Here is a 13,770-nt window from a genome sequence, read left to right on the forward strand (position 1 = left end):
CCTCCCCGCGGGTGTCTGGGGGCGGGCCCGCCACTCCGGGCCGGATAGCCGCTATGGCCGCCGCCTGGGCCGGGGCCCGCCGCGCCCGCCCCGGCCCGCGCAGGGCCGGCGGCTGTCCGCCCGGAGCGGATCGCACGTGTGGGGCTGGACACGGGGTAGGAGCCATGGGGGAGGATGGCATCATCCGCACGAAGGGAAGAACACGGTGAGCATCGACCCGGCCTCGATTCCGAATTTCGGAGGGCAGCAGCCCGAACCGCAGGCCACAGGACCGGCGGGCCCCGTGGTCCCCGACCAGGACCTGGTCAAGCAGCTGCTGGAGCAGATGGAGCTCAAGTACGTCGTCGACGACGAGGGTGACCTCGCGGCGCCGTGGGAGGAGTTCCGTACGTACTTCATGTTCCGCGGCGAGGGCGAGCAGCAGGTCTTCTCGGTGCGGACGTTCTACGACCGTCCGCACCCGATCGAGGAGAAGCCGCAGCTCCTGGAGTCGATCGACGACTGGAACCGTCGCACCCTGTGGCCGAAGGTCTACAGCCACACCCACGACGACGGCTCCGTCCGCCTGATCGGCGAGGCGCAGATGCTGATCGGCACCGGCGTCAGCCTGGAGCACTTCGTGTCCTCCACGGTCAGCTGGGTCCGCGCCTCCATCGAGTTCGACAAGTGGCTCGTGGAGCAGCTCGGACTGGAGAAGGACCTCGACTCCGCCGACGGCGACGACAACGACAAGGACGGCGAGGGGGAGTAGTCCCCCTCGGAAGCCGTTCGAAAGTCGTTCGGCAGCCGTCGGCACTACGGTGGCATCCTGGCGATGACCAGCAGATACACCCCATAGCCGTACGAGAGCCCGGCCAGCACGGCGGTCACCGCGACCGCCGTGCGCGGCCGGGCTTTCGCCATCGCGGCGGCCGCCGGCAGCAGCAGCGGGAACGCCGGCAGCAGGAACCGCGGCTTGGACTCGAAGTAGCCGGCCCCGCCCAGCGTGATCACCAGCAGCACCGCGGTGTACACGAGCAGCGGCAGCGGCGGCCGCTCCAGCAGCAGCCGCCCCGCCAGCAGCAGCGCCACGCCCAGCACGGCGGCCGACACGGTGGTGGCGAGCGGCACCGGTTCGCCGGTCAGCACCCGCCAGACGGTGATCCGCGTGGCCCGGCCCCAGTCGAAGCGGGACCCCCAGTGCTGCTGCACGGTGAAGTATCCGCCCGGATCCCCCCTGCGCACCCCGACGGCGGCGACGTACGCCAGCCAGCCCGCCGGGGCCAGCAGCCCGGCCGCCCACACCCCGGGCCCCCGCGAGCGCCGTACGAGCACGGCGTGCAGGGCGGTGACCGACACGGCCGCGGCCACGGCGATCCCGGTCGGCCGGGTCAGTCCGGCGGCCACGGCCAGGCCCGCCGCCCACATCCACCGGCCGCGCAGCAGCGCGTACAGCGACCAGGCGGCCAGCGCGACGAGCAGCGGCTCGGTGTAGGCGAGCGAGAGCACCACCGCGTGCGGCACCACCGCCCACAGGGCGACGAGCAGGACCCCGACGCGCCGCCCGGCCACCAGCTCGCCGACCCGGTACACCCCGACCGCGGCCACCGCGGCCGCCGTCCAGGCCACGACCAGCGCGCCCCACTCGCCCCCGCCGGCCAGCCGCACCAGCACCGGGTAGAGCGGGAAGAAGGCGTAGTCGCTCTGCACCAGCCCGGTGACGGGACCCGGCCACATCTGCGTCCTGCCGTAGCCGTGCCGGGCGATGGCCAGGTACCAGACGGAGTCCCACGAGTGCCCCAGCACCCGCACCGGGCTGCGCCCGGCCCACCACGCCGCGGCGGCGACCACCAGGGCCCCGATACCGCGGACGGCGGTGAACACCCCGAGCGCGACCGCGGCCGCGGGCAGGCCGGCGGTCCGGAGGTCCTGCGGCCGCACGGGAACCGGCGTACTGTCCGTCGCCGTCATGGACCCCGTCTCTCGCGAAGCTGGGACTGGTGAGTGGAACCCCCCGATGATGGGAAGAACCTCGCCCCCGGACAAGACCGCGTGCGGCCGTCCGCCGGAAACCCGCACTGAAGCTTCGGTGAAGACGCGGGGGGACGCCGGCCCCTGCGCCGCGTGCGCGCCTACGCCCCCGCGAGCCGGCCGAGGCGGGCCACGGCCTCCTCCAGCACCTCGGTGCGCTTGCAGAAGGCCCAGCGGACCTGGGCGGCACCGGCGGCCTGGTCGTCGTAGAAGACCTGGTTCGGGATGGCGACCACGCCGCACCGCTCCGGCAGCGACCGGCAGAAAGCGAGCCCGTCCTTCTCACCCAGAGGGGTGATGTCGGTGGTGATGAAGTACGTGCCCTGCGGGCGGTACACCTCGAAGCCGGCCGCCGCGAGCCCGTCGGCGAGCAGGTCCCGCTTGGCGGCCAGGTCGGCGCGGAAGTCCGCGTAGTAGCTGTCGGGCAGGTCCAGGGCCTCGGCGATCGCGTACTGGAACGGGCCCGAGGAGACGTACGTCAGGAACTGCTTCGCCGAGCGGACCGCCGCGACCAGCTCCGGCGCGGCCGTGATCCAGCCGACCTTCCAGCCGGTGAACGAGAAGGTCTTGCCGGCCGAGGAGATGGTGACCGTGCGCCCGTGCATGCCGGGCAGCGAGGCCAGCGGGGTGTGGACCCCGTCGAAGACCAGGTGCTCGTACACCTCGTCGGTGACGACCAGCAGGTCCCGCTCGACGGCCAGCTCGGCGACGGCCGCGAGCTCGGCCGGGCCCAGCACCGTGCCGGTCGGGTTGTGCGGGCTGTTCAGCAGCAGCAGCCGGGTGCGCGGGGTGACCGCGGCGCGCAGCTCGTCCAGGTCGAGGGTGAAGGAGCCGGCGTGCGGGCGCAGCGTGACGGGGACGCGGGTCGCGCCCGCCATCGCGATGCAGGCCGCGTACGAGTCGTAGTACGGCTCGAGGGCGACGACCTCGTCCCCCGGCTCCAGCAGCGCCAGCAGTGCCGCGGCGATGGCCTCGGTCGCACCGGCGGTGACCAGGACCTCGGTGTCCGGGTCGTGCTCCAGGCCGTAGAAGCGCTGCTGGTGGCGGGCGACCGCGGCGCGCAGCTCCGGGACGCCGGGGCCCGGCGGGTACTGGTTGCCCAGGCCCCCCAGGACGGCCCGGGAGGCGGCCTCGGCGATCTGCGCCGGGCCGTCGGTGTCGGGGAAGCCCTGGCCGAGGTTGATCGACCCGGTGCGGGCGGCCAGCGCCGACATCTCCGCGAAGATCGTCGTACCGAAGGACGCGAGACGGCGGTTCAACAGGGGGCGGCGGCCTGCCGCGGGTGCGCTCATGGGCCTCATCCTGCGGCGAACCTCTGGACTTGCTCAAGTGCGCTTTGGCCGGGGTGGCGCGCGGGCATCTCCCCTGCACGCGGGACGAGGGGATCCCGCTCCTCGGGGGACCGAGGCCTAGTCAAAGGGGGTCGAGGACCGTGTTCCTGGCCTTTGCCGTGGTGTTCGCCGTGTTCGCCGTTGTCGTTGCCGTCGCCGTGCGGCGCGCGGCCGACCGCAAGCGGGCCGCGAGGACCCTCTCCCTGTCCAAGCCGTCCAAGTCGCGCGGCTCCCGGCGGATCTCCGGGCGGGGCAGCTCCCACAGCTGGTGGTCGGGCGGCGGCGGTTCCGCCTGCGGCTCCTCGTCCTCCTGCGGTTCCTCGTCCTCCTGCGGTTCCTCCTCGTCCTGCGGCGGTTCGTCCTGCGGTGGCGGGGGGTGCGGCGGTTCCAGCTGACACGGGGCAGCTGGCGCCGCGTACGTCGGGCGCCCGGCGGTGCTGCATGCCGCCGGGCGCCCTCGCGTGCGGGGTCCCGGTGAACACCTGAACTGTTGAGCCCCCGCGGGGATGTAAACCCAATCAAGTTGGGTAAAAACGCTGTGAGTGCCGTGCCTTTCATGATTCCCTCGGTTGAGTAGACCAGTCCCCGGACCACCCGGGACTTCCTGTGGACCCGAGCCGGTGACCCCCCACCCGTTGAACCGACCGCTGGCGGGGTCCGGCCCCTCTCCCTCGCGCGTTTGCGGAGCCGACTCATGCTCACGACCCTCCAGACCACCTACACCGACACGCGTGCCGCCGACCTCGCCTGGGCCCTGGGTCGCGACCGCCTGCCCGCCCTGGCCGTCCTCAACCTCGAACTCGCGGGCGCCCGGGTGGAATTGCGCCTGCTCGGGGCCTCGCACCAGGTGCTCCTGGAGGAGGGCGCGGTGCTCTGCTCGGAGACGGTCGCCTGCATGCCCGGCAGCAGCACGCCACTGCCGCTCGGCGTGGCCAAGCGGATGAGCGGCTGGGAGTACGAGTTCGCCGCCCGCGTCGAAACCCTGTCGCAGGGCTCCTTCGCCGGGCGCGCCCAGGAGCTGCTCGCGCTGGTCGCCGATCACCCGAACGGATTGGCCGGAACCTTTCCCGGCAGCCCGCACGCCTTCACCGCCATGCTCGCGCAGCGCCACGAGGGCCAGGTGCGGTGGCGGACCTGGCACGCCTACCCGCAGGAAGGCCAGTTGGTGGCCACTCGTACGAGGGTCGGTGTGCGCGCGGGCGCATCGGCCGGCGCCCGGGAGCCCGCCCCGCTCTAGCGCCGCAGCCGCAAGGCGGGCGCTGCGCACGAAGCGGGTGGGGGGTGGGTGCGGGGTGCGCACGGGTTGCGCCAACTGGCGGGAGCGAAACGCCACTTGCACCCATGTGGGTGACCTGATGCAAGTGGGCGGTGACGTACGGTTCGCTGCATGATCGACCGTTCCGTCCCGCGCCGGGTGCTCCCGGCTCCGGAGCCCCGGGACGCGGCGGCCCTCCCGCCCGCCCTTCCCGTACGGCCCCGGACCGGCCGACTCCTCGTCCTGGCCACCGTCTTCGTCTGCGCCGCCTGCGGACTGGTGTACGAGCTGGAACTGCTCGCCCTCGGCTCCTACCTCATCGGGGACTCCGTCACCCAGGCCTCCGTCGTGCTGTCCGTCATGGTCTTCGCCATGGGCGTCGGCTCCCTGCTCGCCAAACGCCTTCGGGGCAGGCCCGCCTTCGGATTCGCCGCCATCGAGGCCGGCCTCGCCCTGCTCGGCGGACTCTCGGCGATGGCGCTGTACGCCAGCTTCGCCTGGCTGGGCGAGTCCCGGCCCGCGCTCGTCGCGTTCTCCCTGGTGATCGGCGTACTGATCGGCGCGGAGATCCCGCTGCTCATGGTCCTCATCCAGCGGATCCGCAGGCAGGACGCCGGCGGCGCCGTCGCCGACCTCTTCGCCGCCGACTACGTGGGCGCCCTCGTCGGCGGGCTCGCCTTCCCCTTCCTGCTGCTGCCGGTGCTCGGCCAGCTCACCGGCGCCGTGCTGACCGGCACCGTCAACGCGGTCGTCGGCGCCGGACTCGTCCTGTTCCTCTTCCGCCGCGACCTCAGCCGCCGCTCCCGCTGGCTGCTGATCACCGCGAACGCCACCGTCCTCGCCGTCCTCGCCTGCGCCACCGTCCTCGCCGACGACTTCGAGCAGGTCGCCCGGCGCGCCGTCTACGGCGGCGAGGTGCGCGTCGCCGAGCAGACCGGCATACAGGAACTCGTGCTGACCGGCCCCTCCGCCGGCTCCCCCCGCTCCCTCGACCTCTTCCTCGACGGGCGGCTGCGCGTCAGCGGCTACGACGAGTACCGCTACCACGAGGCCCTGGTCCACCCCGCCATGACCGGCCCCCACCGCCGCGTCCTGGTCCTCGGCGGCGGCGACGGCCTCGCCGCCCGCGAGGTGCTGCGCTACCGCGACGTCGCCTCCGTCACCGTCGTCGAGCTCGACCCCGGCGTCGTCCGCCTCGCCCGCACCGACCCGATGCTCTCCGCGCTCAACGGCCGCGCCTACGAGGACCCCCGCCTCGGCGTCGTCACCGAGGACGCCTTCCGCTGGCTGCGCGGCCCGGCCTCCCACCGGCGCTTCGACGTGATCGTCTCCGACCTCCCCGACCCGGGCATCACCCCGAGCACGAAGCTGTACTCCCAGGAGTTCTACGGGCTCGCCGCGCGCGCCCTCGCCCCCGGCGGGCGGCTCGCCGTGCACGCCGGCCCGCTCACCACCCGCCCCCGCACCTACTGGACCGTCGAAGCCACCCTGCGCGCCGCCGGCCTGCGCACCGCGCCCTACAGCGCGGGCGGGCGGCTCTCCGGCTTCGCCGCCGGGCCCGACCGCAGCCCCGGGGTCAGCGACGCACCGCCGCAGGACTGGGGCTTCGTCCTGGCCGGCCGCGGGCGGGCCCCGGAGCTGCGCGTCGACCGCGACACGCCGGGCGCGCCCGGCCTGCGCTCGCTGTCCACGCAGTCCCTGCGGGACGCGGCCCGCGACGCCGAGCGGAACCGGGTGGCGGGGCTGCCGCCGTCGACGCTGCCGCACCCGCGCTACAGCTGAGGGCGATCGCCGCCTTCCTGCGGCGATTCCCGAGGGCGCTTCCCGGGCGCGCTTCCTGGGGGCGCTTGGGGGCGATTCGTGCGATTGCCCGGTCCTTCGGCATTCGGGTTGTGCCGGACCGGGTACGGGAGGGGGTCGCCTCGGTAGGCTCGAGCGCATGGAGCATCAGGTTTTCGTCCCGGTACAGGCCGACAGCCTCCGCGCCGTGCTGCGCGACCCCGCCCGGGTGGCCCGTTGCGTCCCCGGGCTCCAGCAGGACGCGGGCACGGACGCGGGCACGGACGCCGGATCCGGCTCCGTGGCGGGCCGGCTGAAACTGCGGGTCGGCGGCAACACCGTCACCTACCGCGGCGGCCTGTCCGTCACCGAGCAGGACCCGGACCACTTCGCAGTCGCCGGCGAGGGCACCGAGATCCGGGGCAGCGGGACGGTCACCCTGACGGTCGCGCTCCGGCTCACCCCGACCGAGGGCGGCACCACCCTGGACCTCACCGCCCACGGCACCGCCGGCGGGCGCACCGCCGGCCTCGCGCCCGAGGCCGTGGAGGGCGCCGTACAGCGGCTGCTGGAACGGGCCGCGGGCCTGCTCGCCGCCCAGGCGGCCGGGCGGACCGAGGCCGAAGCGGGGGATCCAGGGGACACGGAGGAGGCCGGGGATGCGGGTGACGGAGGGCCTGCCCGGGCCTCCGTGTTCGACACCGAGGTCCCCCCGCCCTCCCTGGAACCGTCCCGGGACCCCGGCCAGGACCCCTCCGGGGAGCCCGCGCTCGACCCCTTCCTGGACGGCGACTTCGGCGACATCTCCGACTTCACCGACCTCGGGGACCTGGACCGCCTGCGCGAGATCGAGGCCTACACCTCCGGCGCCGCGCAGCCCCCGGCCGAGGCCGCCCACGCCCGCCGCACCATGATCGGCCGCAGTGCCGAGGAGGTCGACCACGCACCCCCGCGCGGCCGCTACGCCCCCGTGCCCGCGCCCGCCACCACCACCGGCGGCGCCGGGCTGCGCTGGATCGCCCCGGCCGCCGCCTTCGCCCTGGCCTCGGCGGTCGTCCTCGGCCGGGCCCTGCGCCGCCGCCGCTGACCCTCGTTAGGCTCGGCGGCATGAGTACGCAACTGAGCGCCGGCGGCGCCGAGGTGACGGTCGACCAGGAGGACGGCTGCCGGATCAGCAGCCTGCGCATCGACGGGACGGAAGTGCTGCGCCAAGGCCCCCGGTACGGGTGCTTCCCCATGGTGCCGTGGTGCGGGCGCACCGCGTACGGCGAGTTCCGCGACGGGGCCGCCGTGCACCGGCTGCCGATCAACCAGCCGCCGCACGCCATCCACGGCTTCGGCCGCGACCACCCGTGGCGCCGGGCCCGCGCCACCGACACCGAGGCGGCCTTCACGTACGACCTCGCCGAGCCGTGGCCGTACCCCGGCCGGGTCACCCAGACCTTCGAGCTGTCCGCGGAGAGCCTGACCGTGACCATGGGGGTGGAGACGTACGGCGACTCCTTCCCGGCCCAGGCCGGCTGGCACCCCTGGTTCCTGCGCAACCTCGGCGCCGGCGGCGAGGACGTACGCCTCGACTTCGCCCCCGCCTGGCAGGAGGAGCGCGGCGACGACCACATGCCCACCGGCAAGCGCATCGACCCGCAGCCCGGCCCCTGGGACGACTGCTTCGGCATGCCGTACGGCGTCGAGGCGACCCTCACCTGGCCCGGCGAGCTGGAGCTGAAGGTCACCAGCCGGGCCGAGTGGGTCGTCGTCTACGACGAGCAGCCCGAGGCCGTGTGCGTGGAGCCGCAGTCCGGCCCGCCGAACGGGCTGAACACCCTGCCCCGGCTGGTCACGCCCGTGGACCCGCTGGAGGTCGCGATGACGTGGACGTGGCGCCGACTGGGCTGAGGCGGGCGGGGTGGCGCAGGTGGCATGGCGCAGGTGGCATGGCATGGCCCCTGCCCCCGCGCAACTAAGCTCGGGAGCATGACTGACGTACGCGATGCGCTTCTGCAGCAGATCAAGGACAAGGCCGTCGTGCACGGCAAGGTGATCCTCTCCTCCGGCAAGGAGGCCGACTACTACATCGACCTCCGCCGGATCACCCTCGACGGAGAGGCGGCCCCCCTGGTCGGCCAGGTCATGCTCGACCTCACCGCCGACCTCGACTACGACTGCGTCGGCGGCCTGACCCTCGGCGCCGACCCGGTCGCCACCTCGATGCTGCACGCCTCCGCCGCGCGCGGCAGCCGCCTGGACGCCTTCGTCGTCCGCAAGGCGCAGAAGGCCCACGGCATGCAGCGCCGCATCGAGGGCACCGACGTCAAGGGCAAGCGCTGCCTGGTCGTCGAGGACACCTCCACCACCGGTGGCTCCCCGCTGACCGCCGTCGAGGCCGTCCGCGAGGCGGGCGGCGAGGTCGTCGCCGTCGCCACCATCGTGGACCGCGGCGCCTCCGACGCCATTGCCGAGGCGGGTCTGCCGTACCTGACCGGCTACCAGCTGTCGGACCTCGGCCTGGCCTGAGCGGGCTCCGGCTCCGGCTCCGGGCCGCCCGTTCCGCATTCCGGAACGGGCCCGGGGCCGGGCGGCACGGGTGCGGGACCCTTGAAACAACCGCTGACCTGCTCTTTCACCCTCCGGTGGCGCAGATTCCGGAATTCGCCCCTCCCGGCACGGGTCGAGGGTCGTGCGGAGTCTGGAAAGATAGGCGCGACGGTTACGTCGCCCCCAGGTCAGGGTTCAATCGCACACTCCCCGCACATCCAAGGAGCGGACAGATGCCCATCGCAACCCCCGAGGTCTACAACCAGATGCTCGACCGGGCGAAGGCAGGCAAGTTCGCCTACCCGGCCATCAACGTGACCTCGAGCCAGACCCTGCACGCTGCCCTGCGCGGCTTCGCGGAGGCCGAGAGCGACGGCATCATCCAGATCTCCACGGGTGGCGCCGAGTTCCTGGGCGGCCAGTACAGCAAGGACATGGTCACGGGCGCGGTCGCCCTGGCCGAGTTCGCGCACGTCGTCGCCGCCAAGTACGACATCACCGTGGCGCTGCACACCGACCACTGCCCCAAGGACAAGCTGGACGGCTACGTCCGCCCGCTGCTCGACATCTCCGCCGAGCGCGTGGCCAAGGGCCTGAACCCGCTCTTCCAGTCGCACATGTGGGACGGCTCCGCCGAGACCCTGGCCGACAACCTGGCCATCGGCCAGGAGCTCCTCGCCAAGGCCGCCGCCGCCAAGATCATCCTCGAGGTCGAGATCACCCCGACCGGCGGCGAGGAGGACGGCGTCAGCCACGAGATCAACGACGAGCTGTACACCACCGTCGAGGACGCGATCCGCACCGCCGAGGCCCTCGGCCTGGGCGAGAAGGGCCGCTACCTGCTGGCCGCCTCCTTCGGCAACGTGCACGGCGTCTACAAGCCGGGCAACGTCGTCCTGCGCCCGGAGCTCCTCAAGGACCTCCAGCAGGGCGTCGGCGAGAAGTACGGCAAGACGAACCCGTTCGACTTCGTCTTCCACGGCGGCTCCGGCTCCACCGAGCAGGAGATCGCCACCGCGCTGGAGAACGGCGTCGTGAAGATGAACCTCGACACCGACACCCAGTACGCCTTCACGCGCCCCGTCGCGGACCACATGTTCCGCAACTACGACGGCGTCCTGAAGGTCGACGGCGAGGTCGGCAAGAAGAACACCTACGACCCGCGCACCTGGGGCAAGCTGGCCGAGGCGAGCATGGCCCAGCGCGTCACCGAGGCCTGCGCCAACCTCCGCTCGACGGGCACGAAGCTGAAGTAGTCCCCGCACGCCACGAAGGAAGGGCCCCGCACGCCACCCGGCGCACGGGGCCCTTCCCCATCCCCACCGCGCCGGCAACTTTCAGCCCCGCCGGCGTGTGAGGCGCGGGGTCCGGGGCGGAGCCCCGAGTCTTTCAGCCGCGCCGGCAACTTTCAGCCGCGCCGGCGTGTGAGGCGAACGGGGTCCGGGGCGGAGCCCCGGGATACGGAGAGAGGGCGGGGCGGGGAGAAGGCCCGCGCAGCGGCAACGGTCACCGAGCCCCGGTCAGCGAGGCAGCCGCACGACCCCGCACGGCCCGCCGCGCCCCCAACCGCCCCGCCAGCGGGACCGCCACCGCCGCCGCGCCGGGAACCGGGGCAGCCCCCGGCACCGCCACCGAGCCCGGGGCGCAGCCCCAGCCCCCCGCATCCCCACCCCCGAGACACCGAACGGCATGGGCCACCGAAGCCAACGTCACATGCCGATGCCACCCGGCCAGCGACCGCCCCGAAAAGTCCCGCAGCCCCACGTCCTGCCCACTCACCGCAGACGCCGCCGAAACCCGCAGCGCCGTCTTCGTCATCCGCACCAGCACCCCGGGATCCGTCCGCACCATGTCGGTCACCCACAGCTGCGTCGGCAGCCGCCGAGCCGCCTCCCACTCCCCGAACAGCAGCACCTCGCGCCGCCGCCCCGGCGCCGGATCCGGCACCATCACCCGCACGGCCGCGACCAGCGAGGTCCGCCGCGCCCCGGGCACCGCCGGGTCGGGCCACTCCACCGGCATCCGCAGCCCCCGCACGTTCTGCAGGATGTCCCGCGCGGCCAGCGTCCCGGCGCCGAAGCCGGGGAGCCGCGGGTCGGTCACCAGCAGCCGGGCCTCGGGGCTGATCCGCCCCACCACGGGCACCCGCGCCTCCGCGAACCGGTTCAGCGTGGCCCGGGTGGCGATGTCGCGGATGTCCAGGACCACGGGCCGGGTGGGCATGCCGGCCTCCCGCACCGAGTTCAGCACACCGGTGACCGCGCAGGTCTCGTACGACTCGTGCGTCTCGTCCGACCCGTGTGACCCGTGCGACCCGTTCGTCTCGTACGACTCCTCCTCGAGGAACAGCCGCCACCCCACCGGCGTGACCACCGACGCGGAGGTGTACCAGACCCCGAACGCCTGCTGCCCGCGGAACATCTGCCCCCGGTGCGGGTCGAAGCGGTGGCCGGCCCCGACCGAGTGCTCCCCGCCCTTCGGTATCGCCATCGGCTGCGCCACCCAGGCGTTCAGCGGCGCCGACTGGCCGAGGTACTGCGACAGCGCGGTCCGGATGGGCTGCCAGTCCCAGGTCGACGCGGCGATGAAGTGGTGCAGGCTCTGCTCGACCGCGGCGGCGGAACCGCTGCCGTCACCGCCGTCGGCGGCCCCGCTGAGGTGGTGGGCGATGTTGCGGATCGACTTGCGGCCCTCGGTCGCGAGCAGCCCGCGTACGTACTGGCGGCCGCGTTCGCGCTGGTCCTTGCGCCGCAGGGAGGTGAACACCGCCGAGCACAGCTCCTCGACCGCACCGTCGAGATCGGCGCCGACACCCGGCACGACGTCACCGGAGGCGGCGCGGACGGCGGCCGCGCCGGTCATGGCGCTCGTCATGGAGGTGGCTGCCCGGCGAGTGGCGGCGGTGGCGGTGGCAGTAGCGGTGGCGGTGGCGGTGGCGGTAGCGGTGTTCACGACTTCCCCCTTCGTCGATGGCCCTCCTACGGTCCGTCGGAGCCCCCTCCCGGGGGGAGGTGCGCCGGGCACACGGCTGGGCCGCCCGGTGGTGGGGCGCCCACCACCCCCGACCCGCGGGCCGCCCGGCGGTGGCTGGACCACCGCCGGGCTCCCCGGCCGGGGTGGTGGGGGCGTACGCATACGACACCGCGCCCGGGGCGTACGCATACGACACCGCGCCCGCTTCGGCGCCCGATACCCCAGACTTGATCCATGTCCATTCACCAGAACCTGCTCGGGGGCCCCGCCCCCACCCACCTCCCCGACGAGCCGGGCCGCGAGGCCATCGCCGCCGGCACGCCCGCCGTCGAGGTGGCCGCCGCGCACCCGACCTCGTCCCTCGCCTGGGCGGTCCTGTCCGACGAGGCGTTCGCCGCCGGCCGCCCGGTCGAGTCGTACGCGTACGCCCGCACGGGCTACCACCGCGGCCTCGACGCCCTGCGCCGCGCGGGCTGGAAGGGCCACGGCCCGGTGCCGTGGGAGCACGAGCCGAACCGCGGCTTCCTGCGCGCCCTGTACGCCCTGGCCCGTGCGGCCGAGGCGATCGGCGAGAAGGACGAGTACGAGCGCTGCACGACGTTCCTGCGCGACTCCTCGGAGACGGCGGCGCAGACGCTGGGGGCCTGACCGGGGCGGCTCGGCCCTGACCCGACGGCCCCGACGGGCCCGCCGGGTCAGGGCTTCCGCGGCCCGGCCGTGTCCGAAAAGTGTCTGTGAGCCCGGTCACGCATCATTGGAGGCGGCCCGGGAAGCAGTCCTATGATGCGGGCAGGGGACCGGGGCTCCACATACCCATTCGGAAGGAGCGGACCGCTACCCGGAAGCACGTGTCGAGGAGACAGCGATGTCTAACACCCTTGATGCCTCCGGAGCCGGTTCGGACACCCCGAACCTCGACTTCGACGGCACGACCCCGTACGAGGACTACGTCCAGGCGGACGTCCTCACCCACCTCCAGCACCCCCGCTCGGACGATCCCGGTGAGATGGTCTTCCTGGTCACGACCCAGGTCATGGAGCTGTGGTTCACCGTCATCGTCCACGAGTGGGAGACCGCCGCGAAGGCGCTCCGCGAGGACCGCGTCCCCGTGGCGATGGATGCGCTGAAACGATCCCTCCGTGAGCTGGAGGCCCTCAACGCCTCCTGGCGCCCGCTCGCCCAGCTCACCCCGGGCCAGTTCAACTCGTACCGCGCCGCCCTCGGCGAGGGCTCCGGTTTCCAGTCGGCGATGTACCGCCGGATGGAGTTCCTGCTCGGCGAGAAGTCCGCCTCCATGCTCGTCCCGCACCGCGGTGCGCCGCGCGTGCACGCGGAGCTGGAGAAGGCCCTGCAGGAGCCCAGCCTCTACGACGAGGTGCTGCGGCTGCTCGCGCGCCGCGGCCTGCCGGTGCCGCCGTCCGTCCTCGACCGCGACCTGTCCCAGCGGTACGAGGCCTCCGCCGAGGTCGAGGCCGTCTGGACCGGCCTGTACGAGGACCCGGAGCTGCACCCCGACCTGCACCGGCTGGGCGAGGTCCTGACGGACGTGGCCGAGCTGGTCTGGCGCTGGCGCAACGACCACCTGGTCGCCACGCGCCGCGCGATGGGCGCGAAGACGGGGACGGGCGGCTCGGCCGGGGTGACCTGGCTGGAGAAGCGGGCCTCGAAGAACGTGTTCCCCGAGCTGTGGACGGCGCGCAGCCATGTCTGAGCCGACGCAGAACCGTTCAGCCTCGCCGGCGTTTGAGGCGCGGGGGTCTGGGGGCAGCGCCCCCAGCAGCGGCGCCGCACAGGCGGGGCCCGGGGCGCAGCCCCGGTTTCGGGAAGGGGCGGGTAGGGGAACAGCCCCGCAGGGCCCGAACCCGAACCCGGATCTGGATCTGGCCG

The 13,770-nt window shown here is 73.7% G+C and carries 13 protein-coding genes; 10 read left to right on the top strand and 3 right to left on the bottom strand.

The window, feature by feature from the left end; all coding sequences use genetic code 11:
* The first annotated feature begins 205 nt into the window (after window positions 1-205).
* The gene (locus ABZ924_RS22635) at window positions 206-751 is read left to right on the top strand and encodes a YbjN domain-containing protein (protein ID WP_361912585.1); all 546 of its coding nucleotides are present in this window, start codon (window positions 206-208) and stop codon (window positions 749-751) included.
* 44 nt (window positions 752-795) lie between these two features.
* Here the strand turns inward: ABZ924_RS22635 and ABZ924_RS22640 are convergent, their stop codons facing one another.
* Window positions 796-1,920: a glycosyltransferase family 39 protein gene (locus tag ABZ924_RS22640; RefSeq protein ID WP_361912588.1), complete on the bottom strand. Its 1,125-nt coding sequence runs from the start codon at window positions 1,918-1,920 to the stop codon at window positions 796-798.
* Window positions 1,921-2,111: 191 nt separating this feature from the next.
* A complete protein-coding gene (locus ABZ924_RS22645; RefSeq protein WP_361912591.1) occupies window positions 2,112-3,311 on the bottom strand; it encodes a pyridoxal phosphate-dependent aminotransferase in 1,200 nt (399 codons plus the stop codon).
* Between the two features lie 131 nt (window positions 3,312-3,442).
* Between ABZ924_RS22645 and ABZ924_RS22650 the strand changes: the two genes are divergently transcribed.
* From ABZ924_RS22650 to fbaA, 7 genes are all read left to right on the top strand, one after another.
* Window positions 3,443-3,736: a hypothetical protein gene (locus tag ABZ924_RS22650; RefSeq protein WP_361912594.1), complete on the top strand. Its 294-nt coding sequence runs from the start codon at window positions 3,443-3,445 to the stop codon at window positions 3,734-3,736.
* Between the two features lie 299 nt (window positions 3,737-4,035).
* Window positions 4,036-4,578 (top strand): DUF2617 family protein, encoded by a 543-nt coding sequence (locus ABZ924_RS22655; protein ID WP_361912597.1) that lies wholly within the window; start codon window positions 4,036-4,038, stop codon window positions 4,576-4,578.
* Window positions 4,579-4,728: 150 nt separating this feature from the next.
* Window positions 4,729-6,378 (top strand): polyamine aminopropyltransferase, encoded by a 1,650-nt coding sequence (locus ABZ924_RS22660; protein WP_361912600.1) that lies wholly within the window; start codon window positions 4,729-4,731, stop codon window positions 6,376-6,378.
* Between the two features lie 157 nt (window positions 6,379-6,535).
* Window positions 6,536-7,462, top strand: a complete 927-nt coding sequence (locus tag ABZ924_RS22665) for an SRPBCC domain-containing protein (RefSeq protein WP_361912603.1) — start codon at window positions 6,536-6,538, stop codon at window positions 7,460-7,462.
* A gap of 20 nt (window positions 7,463-7,482) precedes the next feature.
* Entirely contained in the window at window positions 7,483-8,271 is a 789-nt protein-coding gene (locus ABZ924_RS22670) for an aldose 1-epimerase (protein WP_361912605.1), read from the top strand.
* A 78-nt stretch (window positions 8,272-8,349) separates the two neighbouring features.
* Entirely contained in the window at window positions 8,350-8,889 is a 540-nt protein-coding gene (gene pyrE / locus ABZ924_RS22675; protein WP_361912608.1) for an orotate phosphoribosyltransferase, read from the top strand.
* Window positions 8,890-9,143: 254 nt separating this feature from the next.
* Entirely contained in the window at window positions 9,144-10,166 is a 1,023-nt protein-coding gene (gene fbaA, locus ABZ924_RS22680; RefSeq protein WP_361912611.1) for a class II fructose-bisphosphate aldolase, read from the top strand.
* Between the two features lie 250 nt (window positions 10,167-10,416).
* Here fbaA and ABZ924_RS22685 read toward each other — a convergent pair whose 3' ends face one another.
* Window positions 10,417-11,862, bottom strand: a complete 1,446-nt coding sequence (locus ABZ924_RS22685) for a transposase (protein ID WP_361912617.1) — start codon at window positions 11,860-11,862, stop codon at window positions 10,417-10,419.
* 255 nt (window positions 11,863-12,117) lie between these two features.
* Between ABZ924_RS22685 and ABZ924_RS22690 the strand changes: the two genes are divergently transcribed.
* Together ABZ924_RS22690 and ABZ924_RS22695 are read left to right on the top strand one after the other, a co-directional pair.
* Window positions 12,118-12,531, top strand: a complete 414-nt coding sequence (locus tag ABZ924_RS22690; RefSeq protein WP_361912620.1) for a DUF3151 domain-containing protein — start codon at window positions 12,118-12,120, stop codon at window positions 12,529-12,531.
* 217 nt (window positions 12,532-12,748) lie between these two features.
* Window positions 12,749-13,594 carry a tryptophan 2,3-dioxygenase family protein gene (locus ABZ924_RS22695; protein WP_361912623.1) on the top strand — a complete coding sequence of 282 codons (846 nt, stop codon included), beginning with the start codon at window positions 12,749-12,751 and terminating at the stop codon, window positions 13,592-13,594.
* Window positions 13,595-13,770 lie beyond the last annotated feature (176 nt).

This window comes from Streptomyces sp. NPDC046876, assembly GCF_040645035.1.
GTDB lineage: Bacteria > Actinomycetota > Actinomycetes > Streptomycetales > Streptomycetaceae > Streptomyces.